Here is a 16,008-nt window from a genome sequence, read left to right as displayed (position 1 = left end):
GTGAGTCTATCCCGTGGAACACGGCCACAACCGCACCCGACATGGGGAGTTCTCCCCATCGGGCGTGGTGTGGCGGGGGTTCAGTCGACGACGAGTCCCTCGCCGGTACCGGACATGAGGATGGACGGACGGATCTCACCGAAACCGCGCACCATCTGCGGCGGCTGCGGGATCAGCACGAAGCGCTCGTCCCCCTCCAGGGCCAGGGCGGTCATCGCGTCGACCAGCACGCTGCCCGGGTCGGCGAGCGCGGTCAGCCGGGAGGCCAGGTTCACGGTGGGTCCGTAGATGTCCCCGAGGCGGGACAGCACGCGCCCCCAGACGAGGGACACCCGGGCGGAGGGCAGCACCGGGTCCTCGCTCATCGCCTTGGCCAGCGCCAGCGAGATCTGCGCCCCGGCCTCCGGGGTCTCGGCGTTGAACAGCACCTCGTCCCCGACGGTCTTGACGAGCCGGCCGCCGCCGATCGAGATGATCTCGGCGCACTTGTTCTCGAAGCGCTGGACCATCTGGGCCAGGGTGCGCTCGTTCATCCGCCGGGAGAGCGAGGTGTAGGAGACCATGTCCGCGAAGCCCACGGCGCGGGCCAGCGGCAGCGGGGCGTCGTCCTCGGACCCGTCCCGGCCGATGGCGCTGGCGGCCAGTCCTGCCTCGGCCCGGACGGTCAGTCGCTGCAGGGCCGAGTTGAGCTGGCGACGGTAGGAGTACTCCATCACCTGTTCGAGCGGCTCGATGATCTCGGGGAGCATGCCGACCACGGCACGGCGTGCCTCCGGGTCCGTCATGCCCTCCTCGCTGATCTTGTTCTCCACGAGCGCCTCGATCTGCCAGACGACCATCCGGTCCGTCATCTGGCCGATCGAGCGGGTCAGCGAGATGGCGGTCTCCTCGTTGAGCACGCCGCGGCGCACCAGGTCGATCATGGTGCCGATCGCGGCCGTGTCCTTCGGCGTGAAGGCCCGGTCCCCGTCCTGGACGTTCGGGAACCCCAGGGCGCGCCAGAGCTTGCGGGCGGAGATCAGTGAGACGCCGAGCTCGCCGGCCATCTCGCGGCGGGTCAGCGTGCGCGGGCCGCCGAGCAGGTCCGTCTCCAGGGCGGAGATCGCCTGGGTCCAGGTGGCCGGGTCCTCCTGGATGGCCAGCGACGAGGTGGCGGTGGTGTCCGGCGGCGACTCGGCCGGTTCCGGTTCCGAGGACGGCCCGGCGGCCACCCCGGCCGCGCCCGGCTCCCCGGGTGACCGCGGTGCCGTCGGCTCGCCGCCCGCCGGGATCACCGGCAGCGGGGAGGTGACGGGGAAGGGCTCATCGGCGTGGCCGGCGGGCCCCGCCGGCCCGTCGGCGCGGGACGGGTCCTCAGCCATGGTGACCACCGCCCCCGGCGGAACCGGGCGATGCCGGGGCCGGCGAGACCGTGTACGAGGAGTACGGCGGAGCGGCCTGCTCCGCCACCTGCCGGCGCAGGGAGGCCACCTCGCGCAGGATCAGCTCGCGGAACCGCACCGCCTCCGGCATCCCGGCCAGCACCCATTGGGAACCGGCTCCGTGCTCGATGACGAGGTCTCCGGCACCGGCCATCCGCTGGCCCCGGCGCTGGCGCAGCCGCACGTCGTACACGGCCAGCAGGTGCAGGGCGCGCTCCCGGGACCGGCCCGGGCCGGCGCGCTGGACGATCCGGAGACTGGTGAGGACGGTCGTGCGCGTGAGCCACCGCCAGGCCGGGCGCAGGCAACCGAACAGCAGGGCCAGGGCGGCGAGCACCCAGACGGCGCCGGTCAGCCATGGACGCGCCTGGACGAGGGCCTCGGGGAGGTCACCGCGGGCCAGGACGCCCTGGAGGTACCCGGTGGCCAGGGCGATGAGCATCAGCCGCAGGACGGGCATGGTCAGGGCGCGCGGATGGGCCCGGGTGCGCACGCGCACCTGTTCCTCTGGTGACAACCGCAATCCCACGTCCGTAGCGTCCTTCCCTGTGTGACGGTCCTGTGTCACGGTCCCCCGGGTGTCACGGTCCCCTGGGTCAGCGGCGCAGGTGCACGACGTCGGCGGCGGAGACCTCCAGCAACTCACCCCGCCGGGAGGCACCGGCGACCGCTGCCTCTATCCTCCCACGGTCGGCGGGCTCGATCAGCAGGGTCCCGCCCGGCCCCAGCCCCCGGGCGGTGCCGGCCAGCGTGGTCCCGCCCGGCAGCTCGGCCCGGACCTCCGCCCCCAGGGTGCCCAGTCGCTCGACGACGGCGCCCACCGCCGGGTGCGTCCCGTCGACGTCGGCGCCGGGGTCGGCACCGGGACCGCCGATGGCGGCCTCGAAGGCCGCCAGGGCCTCGCCCAGGGAGCGCAGGAGGGCGTCGAGGACGTCCACGGCGAGGGCGGAGGTCCCGTCCGCCGGCCCCCGGTCCCCGGCTCCGTCGGGCAGCCACTCCGCCATCGACGTCGCGGTGGGGACCGGGGCCCCCTCGGGGCCGAAGTCCAGGTTGAGCCCCAGCCCCAGGACGATCCCGGACTGGTCCGGCAGCACCCCGGCGAGGATGCCGCAGAGCTTGCGGCCGTCCGGGGCCAGGACGTCATTGGGCCATTTCACCGTGGCGGCGATCCCCCGCCGGTCGAGTTCCCCGGCGGTCACGGCGGCCGCGATCAGGGTGGCCCAGCTCCAGTGCTGGAAGGGCACCCGGAGCCGCAGCACGACGGACACGGACAGGGCGGTGCCGGCCGGCGTGGTCCAGTCACGCCCCTGCCGTCCCCGTCCGGTGCGCTGGTCCAGGGTGGCCACGGCACGCAGGTGCGGCCAGTCCCGCGGCGCATCCGCGGCGGCCTCGAGCACGAGCTGCTGCGTGGAACCGGTGTGGTCGAGCCAGGTGACCTCCGGGACGGGGGGACGGGCTGCGGCGGGGGGCGTGTCACTGTACATGACCACAGGTATACCCCGTTCCGCCCGTCCGGCCGGCGGACCTACACCACCGCCCGGCACGGCGGTACCCTCGTGTCCTCCGGTTCGGTGACTGGTGAACGGGGTCGGGCATGACGGGTGACCAGTGGGCCAGGCCCACCGCCTACGAACGGTTCATGGGGCGGTGGAGCCGCCTGCTGGCACCGCGGTTCCTCCAGTGGCTCCAGGCCCCGGCGGGAGGGCACTGGCTGGACGTCGGTTGTGGCACCGGCGCGCTCACCGCCGCCCTCTGCGCGAAGGCCGATCCGGCATCCGTGCTGGGCTGTGACCCCTCGGAACCGTTCATCGAGTACGCCCGCGAGCACGTGCCGGACCCGCGGGCGCGCTTCGTGGTCGCCCAGGCGCCCGGGCTGCCGGCACGTGAGGGCGGTTATGACGGCATCAGCTCGTTGCTGGCCCTGAACTTCATGCCTGACCCCGGGCAGGCCGTGCGGCAGATGGCGGCCCTCCTGTCGGGCCCGCACGCCCAGGTCTCGGCCTGCGTCTGGGACTACGGGGAGCGGATGCAGATGCTGGACCGGTTCTGGCGCACGGCCGCGGCGGTGGACCACCGTGCCCGTGAGCTCGACGAGGCCCGGCGCTTCCCCCTGTGCAGGCCCGAGGCACTGGAGAGGCTGTTCCGTGGGGCCGGGCTGCGGCGGGTGCGCGTGGAGCCGGTGTGGCTGCGCACCGTCTTCGCGGGGTTCGAGGACTACTGGCAGCCCCTGCTCACCGGGGACGGACCTGCCCCGGCCTACGTGGCCACCCTCGACGAGGACCACCGGGATGCGCTGTGCCGGAGGCTCAAGCAGGCCCTGCCCGGGGGCACGCACGGCAGGATCTCCCTGCTGGCGCGCTCCTGGGCCGTCCGCGGCATGTTCCGGTGAACGCACGCCACCGGATCCTGCCCCGGCCCCGCGGCGTGGCGGGTCCCGCGGTGCGCATCGGTTGCGACGGGGCGCAACGGCTCCGACGGGGCGCGTCGGGCGTACGTTGTGCGGTTCCTACAACGGGCTCCCGGCCGCTCCTGCCTAGACTGGGGCGATGACAGCGGTCGTCCGCGCCTCGAGGGGTTCGGACCGCCCGGCTGGACTTGTATGAATGATCCAAGCGACGGAGGACCCGTGACCCTTCCTGCCCAGGCCGGCACCGGGACGAGCCCGGACGAGGCCGCACCGGACCTGACGACCACGGCGGGCAAGCTGCAGGACCTGGCCCGGCGCCGGGCCGAGGCGGCCCTGCCCGCCGGCCGGGCCGCCGTCGAGAGGCAGCACGCGCGCGGCAAGCACACGGCCCGCGAGCGCGTGGACCTGCTGCTGGACCCCGGGTCCTTCGTGGAGTTCGACGCCCTGGCGGTGCATCGCACCACGGCGTTCGGGATGGAGCGCAAGAGGCCGGTCGGTGACGGCCTGGTCTCCGGGTACGGCACCGTGGACGGCCGGCTGGTGGCCGTGTACTCCCAGGACTTCACGGTCTACGGCGGTTCCCTCAGCCAGGTCAACGGCGAGAAGATCGTCAAGGTCCAGGAGTTCGCCGCGCGCAACGGCTGCCCGGTGATCGGCATCAACGACGGCGGCGGCGCCCGCATCCAGGAGGGCGTGGCCTCGCTGGCGATGTTCGCGGACATCTTCCGCAACAACGTCATGTCCTCCGGGGTCATCCCCCAGATCTCCGTGATCATGGGGCCCTCCGCCGGCGGCGCCGCCTACTCCCCCGCACTGACCGACTTCATCATCATGGTCGACCAGACCTCGCACATGTTCATCACCGGGCCGGACGTCATCAGGACCGTCACCGGTGAGGACGTGGACATGGAGACCCTCGGGGGCGCCCGGCAGCACAACACGGCCACCGGCACGGCCGCCTACCTGGCCCCCACCGAGGAGGACGCCCTGGAGTACGTCCGGGAACTGCTCGAGTTCCTGCCGGCCAACAACCTGGCCGAGGCTCCCGTGGAGGCGTTCGTGGAGGAGCTCGAGGTCACCGACGAGGACCTTGAGCTGGACACGCTGGTCCCGGACTCGGCGAACCAGCCCTATGACATGCTCACCGTGATCGAGCACCTGCTGGACGAGGGCCACTTCCTCCAGGTCCATGAGCTCTACGCCCCCAACGTGATCACGGGCCTGGGGCGGATCGAGGGCCGGACGGTGGGGGTGGTGGCGAACCAGCCGATGCAGTTCGCCGGCACCCTGGACATCAACGCCTCGGAGAAGGCGGCCCGCTTCGTGCGGTTCTGCGACGCCTTCAACATCCCGATCATCACCCTCGTGGACGTCCCGGGCTTCCTGCCCGGCACCGACCAGGAGTTCTCCGGCATCATCCGCCGCGGCGCCAAGCTGATCTACGCCTATGCCGAGGCCACCGTGCCGAAGCTGACGGTCATCACGCGCAAGGCCTACGGCGGGGCCTACATCGTCATGGGCTCGAAGAAGCTCGGCGCGGACGTCAACCTGGCCTGGCCGACCGCGCAGATCGGCGTGATGGGGGCCCAGGGCGCCGTGAACATCCTCTACCGGCGCGAGCTGACGGCGGTGGAGACCGCGGGCGGGGACGTGGAGGCCAAGCGCGCCGAGCTCGTCGAGGACTACGAGGCCGAACTGCTCAACCCCTACCAGGCGGCCGAGCGGGGATACGTGGACGACGTCATCACCCCCGCCGAGACGCGCGTCCAGCTCGTACGCGGCCTGCGCGCCACGTTCCACAAGCGCGAGGCCCGGCCCGCCCGCAAGCACGGGAACATCCCGCTGTGACCACCACGCACGGCACCACCACGGGGAGGAGAACCCTGGAGATGAGCACGCTGACGAACCACGGGACGGACACGGACACCGGCGAGGAGCCCACGGTGGTCATCCGCGGGACCCTGGACGCCGAGGAGACCGCGGCCCTGACCGCCGTCCTGCAGGCCCTGGCAGTCCAGGCCGGCGACGCGGGGAACGGGGGCACCGGGCCGGACGGCACGGACCGCACCCTGGACCGCCGCCGCCGGCTGGGCCTGTGGGCCCGCCCCGGTTCCGACTCCTGGAGGCACGCCGCCGGGGCGAGCTGACCGGTGCCGGGCCCCCGCCCCGGGCGGCGGGTCCGGGGCGGCCCAACCCTGTCTGCCCGGCTGGTGCCGGACCTATGATGTGGCCACCCCCGCGCGACACGCCGCGGCATCCAGCCCCCGTGTCCTCCCCGCCGCACGCCTCATGAGACACCGGTTCCGTCCCACCACTCTCGACCGAGGATCCATCATGAAAACCCTGTCCCGCACGTTCACGGTGGCCGGATTCGCCACCCTGCTCACCGCCTTCGTCGGAGCCACGGCCGCCCAGGCCGCCACGAGCGCCACCCTGCCGGACGAGGGCACCCTGCTCGGTGACGGCGCCGGGGTCTCTCTCTCGGTGGACTTCGACTGCGACGCCGGCTGGTCCGCCAACGTCTGGGTCGAGGCCGCCCAGCGGACCGGCGGGGACAAGGTGGCGACCGGCATGGGGTACTCCACGACCGTGGAGTGCGCCGCCGGCGAGGAGTCCGTCGACGTGGTGCTCCTGGCCGCCGGGGACTACCTCGCCTTCGAGGAGGGTGACGCGGTGGTCCGCGTCTCCGTGTCCGCGTGCGGCACCGAGACCTGCGACCAGGCCGTAGCGGCCGGCGTGATCGGGTTCAGCGAGGACGGCGACCACGACGACGAGTGAACGCCGTGGGGCGGGCCTGGCCCACCCGACGGCGCGCGGGGGCGTGGCGGGGCCCGGGGCCCCGCCGTAGCCCCGTCGTAGCCAGGTCGTGGACCCGCTGTGGCCTGCGCCACCTGGTCGACTACGCTCGGAGGGGTGAACGCAGCGCACCAGAACCAGCCCACCGCCTCCGCGGGCGCCACCGGCCTGACCCGCCGGCCCAGCCCCATCGACGAGCTCGCCGACCGCTACTTCGCGGACACCCTCGCGTTGAACCCGGAGGAGGCCACGGCCCTGGGCCACCCCGGTCACGAGACCGAGTACGCGGACTACTCCCCCGCCGGCACCGCCGCCCAGGACGACCTCGACCGCCGGGTCCTGGCCGACCTCGACGCCCTGGACCCGGTCGACGAGGTCGACCGGGTCACCGCCGCGGCGATGCGCGAGCGGATCGGGCTGCAGCGGGAGATCACCGCCACGCAGCGCACGGAGCTGAACAACCTGGCCTCCCCCGCCCAGGGGATCCGCGAGATCTTCGACCTCATGCCCACGGACACCGCCGGGCAGTGGGAGCACGTCGCCGGACGCCTGGCGAACCTCCCGGCCGCCCTGGAGGGCTACCGCGCCTCGCTGCTGCACTCCCGGGAGGCCGGTCAGGTCCCCGCCCGCCGCCAGGTGGACATCGTCATCGAGCAGGCCGAGGCGCACTCCTCCCCCGGGGGCTTCTTCCCGGGCCTGGTCGAGCGGGCCGGGGCGGCCGGCGTCGTGCCCTCCTCCCTGCTGACCGAGCTGGAGGGCCGGGCGCTGCGCGCCGGGGAGGCGTACCGGTCCCTGGCCACGTTCCTGAAGGAGGAGCTGCGCGACGCCGCCCCGGAACGTGACGCGGTGGGGAGGGACTACTACGCCCTGGCCTCCCGGGAGTTCCTCGGGGCCAGCGTGGACCTGGAGGAGACCTACCAGTGGGGTCTGGAGGAACTGGCGCGGATCGTGGCCGCCCAGCGGGCCGACGCCCAGGCCATCCGCCCCGGGGCGGGCATCGAGGAGGCCCGGCAGGTGCTCAACGCCGACCCGGCCCGGCGCCTGGAGGGCACCGGCGCGCTCAGGGACTGGATGCAGGCCACCTCGGACGCCGCCCTGGAGGCGATGAGCGCCTACTTCGACGTCCCCGCGCCCATGGACCGGATCGAGTGCATGATCGCCCCCACCCAGGAGGGGGGCGTGTACTACACCGGACCCTCGGAGGACTTCTCCCGCCCGGGCCGGATGTGGTGGTCCGTGCCCGCCGGTGAGGACTCCTTCACCACGTGGGAGCAGAAGACCACGGTCTACCACGAGGGCGTGCCCGGCCACCACCTGCAGGTCGCCACGGCCATGCTGAACCGGGAGGAGCTCAACGACTGGCGGCGCAACGCGCTGTGGACCTCGGGTCACGGCGAGGGCTGGGCCCTGTACGCGGAGCAGCTGATGGAGGAGTTCGGGTTCCTCCAGGACCCGGGAGACCACCTCGGGATGCTCGACGCCCAGCGGATGCGGGCGGCCCGCGTGGTGTTCGACATCGGCGTGCACTGCGGCTTCGAGGCCCCGGCCGAGTACGGCGGCGGCACCTGGACCCCGGAGGCCGGCTACGCCTTCCTGCAGGAGCACATCAACGACACCCCGGGCCAGGTGCGGTTCGAGTTCATCCGCTACCTCGGCTGGCCCGGCCAGGCCCCGGCCTACAAGATCGGCCAGCGCATCTGGGAGCAGATCCGCGCCGAGCACGCCGCCCGCGCCGGCCACGAGGGCGGGACCTTCGACCTGAAGGACTTCCACACGCGCGCGCTGCGCCTGGGGTCGATGGGCCTGGACACCCTGCGCGAGGCACTGGCATGACCGTCCCGCCCGCCGCAGCCGCACCCCGGCTCGTCCTGGCCTCCGCCTCCCCGGCCCGCGCGCGGATCCTCGAGGCCGCCCGGATCGGGTTCACCGTGGTGGTCTCGGAGGTCGACGAGGACGCGGTCACCGAGGCCCACCCGCTGGCCGGACCGGCCGAACTCGCCCTGCTGCTGGCCCACGCCAAGGCGGAGGACGTGGCCACGCGCCCGGAGGCCGCCGGAGCCCTGGTGCTGGGCTGCGACTCGGTGTTCGAGCTGGACGGGACCGCCTACGGCAAGCCCTACGAGCAGGGGGTCGCTCGGGACCGCTGGCGGCTGCAGTCCGGGCGCACCGGACAGCTGCACACCGGGCACTCGCTCATCGACACCAGCCACCACGCCACGGCCGGGCTCCGCGGGCCCGATGCCGGCAGCGCACCGTCCGCGACCGCGCTGGCGACCGCCTCGGTCACCTTCGCGGACGTGACGGAGGCCGAGATCGCCGCGTACGTCGGTTCCGGGGAGCCCCTGCAGTGCGCGGGGGCCTTCACCATCGACGGTCGGGGCGCCGCGTTCGTCTCGGCCGTGCACGGTGACCCGAACGCCGTGATCGGGGTGTCCGTCTCGACGTTGCGCGGCCTGCTGCACCAATTGGGGTGGTCCATCACCGACTTGTGGGATTCCTACAAGTGAGGACAGCCGACGCGGGGAAACCGCGCCGGATCCTGTAGGAATCCCACGGCCCGGTCTAGGCTCGGGCAGGTGAGCCTGCAGCCGGTGTCCGGTACGGACCGACAGGCTCCTGACGCGAACCGCTTGTGAAGGAGTCCCCACCCGATGCCCCAGACGACGCCGAACGCCCCCACCGCCCCGCGCCGCTTCTCGCGGGTGCTGGTGGCCGATCGCGGGGAGATCGCCGTCCGGGTCATCCGGGCGGCCCACGACGAGGGGCTCACGGCCGTGGCCGTCTACGCCGAGCCGGACCGCGATGCGCTGCACGTGCGGATGGCCGACGACGCCATCTCCCTGGGCGGGGCGACCGCCGCCGAGTCCTACCTGGCGCAGGAGAGGATCCTGGCGGCGGCCAGGACCGCCGGCGCGGACGCCGTGCACCCGGGGTACGGGTTCCTGTCCGAGAACGCCGACTTCGCCCGGGCGGTCGAGGCCGCCGGGCTGGTGTGGATCGGCCCCCCGCCGGCCGCCATCGAACGGCTCGGGGACAAGGTCTCGGCCCGGCACCTGGCCCAGGAGGTCGGCGCCCCCCTGGTCCCCGGGACCGCCGATCCCGTGGCCGACGCCGGCGAGGTGCTGTCCTTCGCCGACGCGCACGGCCTGCCCCTGGCCATCAAGGCGGCCCACGGCGGTGGCGGCCGGGGCATCAAGGTGGCCCGGACCCGCGAGGAGGTCCCGGAGCTGTTCGAGTCGGCGGTGCGCGAGGCCACGGCCGCCTTCGGCCGGGGCGAGTGCTTCGTGGAGCGCTTCCTCGACGCGCCCCGCCACGTGGAGACCCAGTGCCTGGCCGACCACGCGGGGACCGTGGTGGTGGTCTCCACCCGCGACTGCTCCCTGCAGCGCCGCAACCAGAAGCTCGTGGAGGAGGCCCCGGCCCCGTTCCTCACCGCCGAGCAGCAGCAGCGGCTGTACGCCGCCTCCAAGGACATCCTGCGCGCCGCCGGTTACGTGGGCGCCGGGACGTGCGAGTTCCTCGTCGGCGCGGACGGCACCATCTCCTTCCTCGAGGTCAACACCCGGCTGCAGGTGGAGCACCCGGTCTCCGAGGAAGTCACGGGGCTGGACCTGGTCCGCGAGCAGTTCCGGCTGGCCCGCGGTGAGGAGCTCGGCTACCGGGACCCCGAGGTCCGGGGCCACTCCCTCGAGTTCCGCATCAACGGGGAGGACGCCGGCCGGGACTTCATGCCGGCCCCCGGCACCCTGACCCGGTTCCGGCTGCCCTCGGGTCCGGGTGTGCGCGTGGACACCGGCGTCGAGGAGGGCGAGACCATCAGCGGGAACTTCGACTCGATGATCGCCAAGCTCATCGTCACGGGCGCCACCCGCGAACAGGCCCTGGAACGCTCCCGGCGGGCGCTGGCGGAGATGCAGGTCGCCGGTATGCCCACCGTGCTGCCGTTCCACCGCGCCGTGGTGGCCGACCCGGCGTTCGCCCCGCGGGACGGATCCGCCTTCACCGTGCACACCCGGTGGATCGAGACCGAGTTCGAGAACACCATCGAGGCGTTCGCGGCACCCGTCGCCGCCCCGGACCAGCCCGGGACGGAGGACCGCCGCTCAGTGACCGTCGAGGTCAACGGCAAGCGCGTGGAGGTCACGCTGCCGGCCATCTTCGGCGCCATCTCCACCGCGGCGGGCAATGCCCGGGCCGGCAGCCGGCGCCGGAAGGCCCGCGGCGGCCGCGGCGTGACGGCCGCCGCCGCCGACGGGGACACGCTCACCTCACCGATGCAGGGCACCATCGTCAAGGTCGCCGCCGGGGTCGGGGACACCGTGGCCGAGGGGGACCTCATCATGGTGCTGGAGGCGATGAAGATGGAACAACCGCTCACCGCCCACAAGTCCGGCACGATCACCGAGCTGGCGGCCGCACCGGGGGCCACGGTGACGGCCGGTGCCGCCATCGCCGTCATCGGGGACTGAGGCCGGGGACCGGAACTCCCCCGGCGTCCAGAGCGTCTCAGGATGTGGACGGACTGTCCGCATGCTGACCATGCGCATAAGATAGTGGGGCCGCAGAACCCGCACCGGTCCTGCCGGTCACCGCACCGGGCCCGCACCTTCGGCCCCGGGTCACCGGTTTCGCCCGTTCACGCGGCCATCATCATTGCCTTCCCGAGGAGTCTTGCCATGCCCGCTGACCTGTCCACCGACGGTCCGGCCTCGCCGGAGCCGGTCGACGCCAAGGACGACGGCACCGCCGAGCTGGGTGTCCCCCGCTCGCGCGTGGTGCTGGCGTCACTGATCGGGACCTCGATCGAGTTCTACGACTTCTACGTCTACGCGACCGCGGCCGTCTCGGTCTTCCCGCTGATCTTCTTCGCCTCGGGTGACGAGGGCGCCGCCCTGCTCGCGTCCATGGCGACCTTCGGCGCCGCCTTCGTCGCCCGGCCCGTCGGCTCCGTGCTGTTCGGCCACTTCGGCGACCGGATCGGGCGCAAGGCCACCCTGATCGGCTCCCTGCTGACCATGGGCATCGCCACGTTCCTCATCGGGATGCTGCCGACCTACTACCAGATCGGCCTGTGGGCCCCGGCCCTGCTGACCATCCTGCGCTTCTGCCAGGGCCTCGGCCTGGGCGGCGAGTGGTCCGGGGCGGCCCTGCTGGCCACCGAGACCGCCAAGGAGGGCAAGCGCGCCTGGGCGGCGATGTGGCCCCAGCTCGGCGCCCCGATCGGCTTCCTGCTGGCCAACGGCCTGTTCCTGATCCTGACCCTGGCCTTCAACCACGACTCCACGAACCCGGACATGGACGGCCCGTTCCTGACCTGGGTGTGGCGCCTGCCGTTCCTGCTCTCGATCCTGATGGTCGCCATCGGCATGTACGTCCGCGTGCGCCTGCAGGAGACCCCGGTGTTCCGCCGGGCCGTGGAGAACGACGAGCGCGTCAAGGCACCCCTGGGCGAGGTGTTCCGGAAGAACTGGTGGGAGCTCATCCTGGGCACCTTCATCATGCTGGCCACCTACGTGCTGTTCTACCTGATGACGACCTGGATCCTGTCCTACGCCATCGGCAACCCGGAGAAGACCGGCGGGCTCGGCGTGCCCTACTCCGACTTCCTCGTCCTGCAGCTGATCGGCATCCTGTTCTTCGCGGCGTTCGTGCCGGTGGCCGGCCTGCTCGCCGACCGCTTCGGCCGCAAGCCGACCCTGATCGTCATCACCGTGCTGCTCCTGGCCTTCGGCCTGACCTTCGGCTGGTGGCTGAGCTCCGAGTCCATCGGCCAGGGCACCGACCTGAACAGCGTGCAGATGATGCTGTTCCTGATCGTCGGCATGACGCTGATGGGCCTGACCTTCGGCCCGATGTCCGCCGTCCTGCCGGAACTGTTCCCGACCAACACCCGGTACACCGGTTCCGGCGTCGCCTACAACGTCTCCTCCATCCTCGGTGCGGCCCTGACCCCGTTCGTGGCCGCCTGGCTGGTGCAGAACTACTCGGTGGCACACGTCGGCTACTACCTGGCCTTCGCCTCCGTGCTGACGCTGGTCGCCCTGGTGCTGGCACCGGAGACGAAGACCAAGTCGCTGGATTCCGGCAGCGCCCAGTCCCGGGCCATCGCCGAGGAGATCGTCTCCGAGCCGTGATCGGCTGATCACCCCCCAGCACGACGCCGGCCCGGCACCCTCCTGCGCGAGGGTTCCGGGCCGGCGTCGTGTCCGGCAGGCCATCCCTGCCGGCCCGCCGGCGGCGGGTGCTAGCCTGCGGCCATGGTCGAGCACAAGACCGGTGATCCGGGGGTGACCCTGCGGTTCCTCGGCGGAGCCGACACGGTCACCGGCTCCCGGTTCCTCATCGAGACGCCCTCCACCCGCGTGCTGGTGGACTGCGGGATGTTCCAGGGCCTGAAGGTGCTGCGGGAGCGCAACCGGGCCCCCTTCCCCGTCCGGCCGGACTCGATCGATGCGGTCGTCCTCACGCACGCGCACCTCGACCACACCGGATATGTCCCCGCCCTGGTGCGCGACGGCTTCCGCGGACCGGTCTACGCCACGCCGGGAACGACCGACCTGGCCGCCATCATGCTGCCGGACAGCGGCTATCTCGCCGAGGAGGAGGCCCGGCGCGCGGCGCGTTACGGGTACTCCAAACACGCCAGGCCCCGGCCGCTGTACACCGCGGCGGACGCGGAACGGTCGCTGGAGAGCTTCGTCCGCGTCGACTTCGACGCCCCGCAGGAGCTGGGCGAGGGTGTCCGCTTCACGATGATCCCCGCCGGACACATCCTCGGCGCCGCCGGCGTGCGGCTCGAGGCCGGCGGGCGCTCGGTCCGCTTCACCGGCGACCTCGGACGCCGGCACGACCCGCTGATGCTCCCGCCCCGGCCCCTGGAGCAGGCCAACGTCCTGGTGACCGAGTCGACGTACGGTGACCGGCTCCACCCGGACCAGGCCCCGGAGGACGTCCTGGCCGGCATCGTGACCCGCACGGCGAAGCGGGGCGGTGTCGTGCTGATCCCCGCGTTCGCGGTGGGACGCACCGAGACGGTCCTCTACCACCTCTCCCGGTTGCTGGAGAGCGGACGGATCCCGGACATCCCCGTGTACCTGAACAGCCCGATGGCCATCGACGCGGCGGCCATCTACCAGCGCTATCCCCAGGAGCACCGCCTGGACGCGCGCGCACTGCGCCGGATGTACGGGCTCGCCCGGCTCGTCCGCGATCCGGACGAGTCGAGGCTGCTCAACCTGCGCGGCGGGCCGATGATCATCCTCTCCGCCAGCGGCATGCTCACGGGCGGGCGGATCCTGCACCACGTCGTCGCCTACGGATCCGACCGGCGCAACGCCATCGTCCTCACGGGGTACCAGGCCGTGGGGACCCGCGGCTCCGCCCTGCTCAGCGGCGCCGACTCCCTGCGCATCTTCGGCGCCGACGTCCCCATCCACGCGGAGGTCGTGTCGATCGACGGCATGTCCGCGCACGCGGATGCCGACGAACTGTTCTCCTGGATCGCCGCCGCCCCCCGCCCGCCGGACGTCGTCTACCCGGTGCACGGGGAACGGGTGGCCTCCGATGCCCTGCGCGCCCGGCTGCAACGTTCCCTGGGCTGGCGCGCGCGCACGCCCGAGCACCTCGAGCGCGTGCGGATCTGACGCGGTCCGGAGCCGACGGCACCGGGCCGCGTCGTGGCGGTGCGGGGGTCCGGTCAGGGGGTCCGTGGGATGTTCACACCGCGCGGTGGCGATACCTACCATGGGCCCGTACCCGGGCCCATGGGCCGTCCGTGATCCTCCGGAGCGTGCCCGCCCACACCACCGAAGCACTGGAGGACGGACATCATGAGCGACCTGCTGAGGCGCGGCCACTTCCCCGAACGCCGTATGCCCTTCGACATGCCGGAGACCTTCCGGCGGCTGTTCGAGGGCGAACTGGACAAGGGCATGATCCGGGTCGAGGAGGAGGCCCGCGAGAACGAGTTGTGCATCCGTGCCGAACTGCCCGGGATCGACCCGGACCAGGACATCGACATCAGCGTGGCCGAGGGCATGCTGACCATCAGCGCCGAACGCCGCCAGGAGGAGCGCCACGAGGACAAGGAGGGGTTCCGCTCCGAGTTCCGCTACGGGTCCTTCTACCGGAGCCTGCCCCTGCCGGCCAACGCCACGGCCGAGGACATCAAGGCCTCCTACAGGGACGGGGTCCTGGAGATCACCATTCCGGTCCCCACGCCCCCCGCGGAGGACACCACCGGTCGCAAGATCCCGATCAACCGCGCCTAGGACCGCGCCGGATCCCGGCGTCCCACGAAGGAGGAGTCCCGCATGAAGGCCATGGTCTACGGCGGACCGGGGCAGAAGTCCTGGACCGAGGTCCCCGACCCGTCCGTCCAGCAGCCCACGGACGCCATCGTCGAGATCGAGACCACGACGATCTGCGGCACCGACCTCCACATCCTCAAGGGCGACGTCCCGGCCGTCCGGCCGGGACGCGTCCTGGGTCACGAGGGAGTCGGCCGGGTGGTGGAGACGGGACCGGCCGTGACCGGGGTGGGTGTCGGAGACCGGGTACTGGTGTCCTGCATCTCCTCCTGCGGCCGGTGCGCGTACTGCATCGCCGGGCTCAACTCCCACTGCCTCGGGCAGGAGGGACAGTCGGGGATCGGCTGGGTCCTGGGCCACCTGATCGACGGCACCCAGGCCGAGTACGTGCGGATCCCCTATGCGGACACCTCCCTGCACCGGCTCCCGGACAGTGTCTCCGACACGCAGGGGACCATGCTCTCGGACATCCTGCCCACCGGTTTCGAGATCGGGGTGCGGTACGGCCAGGTCCAGCCCGGGGACACGGTCGCCGTGGTGGGTGCGGGTCCGATCGGACTGGCCGTCATCCTCACCTCGTCCCTCCACGGTGCCGCGCGGGTCATCGCCCTGGACCTGGAGGAGACGCGCCTGGAGCTGGCCCGGTCCTTCGGGGCCACCGAGACGGTCCTGACGTCCTCACCGGACTGGCGCACGGTCGTGGACGGCCTGACGGAGGGACGCGGAGCAGACGTGGCCGTCGAGGCCGTCGGTGTCCCCGAGACCTTCCAGATGGCGCTGGACCTGGTCCGGCCGGGCGGCCACGTGGCCAACGTGGGCGTCCACGGCGCACCCGTGGAGTTCCACCTGGAGGACCTGTGGATCCAGAACCTCACCATCACCACCGGGCTGGTCAACACGAACACCACGCCCATGCTGCTGCGGCTGGTGGCCAGCGGACGGCTGCCGGCCGAGCAGTTCGCCACCCACCGGTTCACGTTCGACGACGTCATGGACGCCTACGACACCTTCGCCCGCCCGGCCGAGACCAGGGCACTGAAGGTCGTCATCACGAGGTGATCGCCCGGGGGGCCGT

At 72.5% G+C, this 16,008-nt stretch carries 14 protein-coding genes; 11 read left to right on the top strand and 3 right to left on the bottom strand.

Annotated features, from left to right (window positions below; translation table 11 throughout):
- Positions 1 to 80 precede the first annotated feature (80 nt).
- From GGQ69_RS02150 to GGQ69_RS02140, 3 genes are all read right to left on the bottom strand, one after another.
- Complete coding sequence (locus tag GGQ69_RS02150; protein WP_183524016.1) at positions 81 to 1,361, bottom strand: adenylate/guanylate cyclase domain-containing protein; 1,281 nt, start codon at positions 1,359 to 1,361, stop codon at positions 81 to 83.
- Positions 1,354 to 1,950, bottom strand: coding sequence for a PH domain-containing protein (locus tag GGQ69_RS02145; protein ID WP_324590483.1), 597 nt, complete (start codon positions 1,948 to 1,950; stop codon positions 1,354 to 1,356). The genes GGQ69_RS02150 and GGQ69_RS02145 overlap by 8 nt, the downstream gene beginning before the upstream one ends.
- 67 nt (positions 1,951 to 2,017) lie before the next feature.
- A complete protein-coding gene (locus GGQ69_RS02140; protein WP_183524013.1) occupies positions 2,018 to 2,905 on the bottom strand; it encodes a biotin--[acetyl-CoA-carboxylase] ligase in 888 nt (295 codons plus the stop codon).
- Between the two features lie 110 nt (positions 2,906 to 3,015).
- Between GGQ69_RS02140 and GGQ69_RS02135 the strand changes: the two genes are divergently transcribed.
- The 11 genes from GGQ69_RS02135 (at position 3,016) to GGQ69_RS02085 (ending at position 15,992) form a co-directional block, all read left to right on the top strand.
- Positions 3,016 to 3,810: a class I SAM-dependent methyltransferase gene (locus GGQ69_RS02135; protein ID WP_183524010.1), complete on the top strand. Its 795-nt coding sequence runs from the start codon at positions 3,016 to 3,018 to the stop codon at positions 3,808 to 3,810.
- A 210-nt stretch (positions 3,811 to 4,020) separates the two neighbouring features.
- Positions 4,021 to 5,676 carry an acyl-CoA carboxylase subunit beta gene (locus GGQ69_RS02130; RefSeq protein WP_183524007.1) on the top strand — a complete coding sequence of 552 codons (1,656 nt, stop codon included), beginning with the start codon at positions 4,021 to 4,023 and terminating at the stop codon, positions 5,674 to 5,676.
- Between the two features lie 41 nt (positions 5,677 to 5,717).
- A complete protein-coding gene (locus GGQ69_RS02125) occupies positions 5,718 to 5,975 on the top strand; it encodes an acyl-CoA carboxylase subunit epsilon (protein ID WP_183524004.1) in 258 nt (85 codons plus the stop codon).
- A 187-nt stretch (positions 5,976 to 6,162) separates the two neighbouring features.
- On the top strand, positions 6,163 to 6,606 hold the full coding sequence (locus GGQ69_RS02120) for a hypothetical protein (protein ID WP_183524001.1): 444 nt from the start codon (positions 6,163 to 6,165) through the stop codon (positions 6,604 to 6,606).
- Positions 6,607 to 6,741: 135 nt separating this feature from the next.
- A complete protein-coding gene (locus tag GGQ69_RS02115; RefSeq protein ID WP_370577075.1) occupies positions 6,742 to 8,457 on the top strand; it encodes a DUF885 domain-containing protein in 1,716 nt (571 codons plus the stop codon).
- Entirely contained in the window at positions 8,454 to 9,131 is a 678-nt protein-coding gene (locus GGQ69_RS02110; RefSeq protein ID WP_183523999.1) for a nucleoside triphosphate pyrophosphatase, read from the top strand. The genes GGQ69_RS02115 and GGQ69_RS02110 overlap by 4 nt, the downstream gene beginning before the upstream one ends.
- 144 nt (positions 9,132 to 9,275) lie before the next feature.
- Entirely contained in the window at positions 9,276 to 11,093 is a 1,818-nt protein-coding gene (locus GGQ69_RS02105) for a biotin carboxylase N-terminal domain-containing protein (protein WP_183523996.1), read from the top strand.
- A gap of 207 nt (positions 11,094 to 11,300) precedes the next feature.
- Entirely contained in the window at positions 11,301 to 12,758 is a 1,458-nt protein-coding gene (locus GGQ69_RS02100; protein WP_183523994.1) for an MFS transporter, read from the top strand.
- Positions 12,759 to 12,881: 123 nt separating this feature from the next.
- Entirely contained in the window at positions 12,882 to 14,267 is a 1,386-nt protein-coding gene (locus GGQ69_RS02095; RefSeq protein WP_183523991.1) for an MBL fold metallo-hydrolase RNA specificity domain-containing protein, read from the top strand.
- A gap of 186 nt (positions 14,268 to 14,453) precedes the next feature.
- Positions 14,454 to 14,894, top strand: a complete 441-nt coding sequence (locus tag GGQ69_RS02090) for an Hsp20/alpha crystallin family protein (protein ID WP_183523989.1) — start codon at positions 14,454 to 14,456, stop codon at positions 14,892 to 14,894.
- A 42-nt stretch (positions 14,895 to 14,936) separates the two neighbouring features.
- Positions 14,937 to 15,992, top strand: coding sequence for a zinc-dependent alcohol dehydrogenase family protein (locus GGQ69_RS02085; protein WP_183523986.1), 1,056 nt, complete (start codon positions 14,937 to 14,939; stop codon positions 15,990 to 15,992).
- Positions 15,993 to 16,008 lie beyond the last annotated feature (16 nt).

Source organism: Micrococcus sp. TA1 (assembly GCF_014199555.1).
In the GTDB taxonomy this organism is placed as follows: Bacteria; Actinomycetota; Actinomycetes; order Actinomycetales; family Micrococcaceae; genus Citricoccus.
Note: the sequence above shows the minus strand (reverse complement) of the source record. Positions and strands in the feature narration are given on the sequence as shown.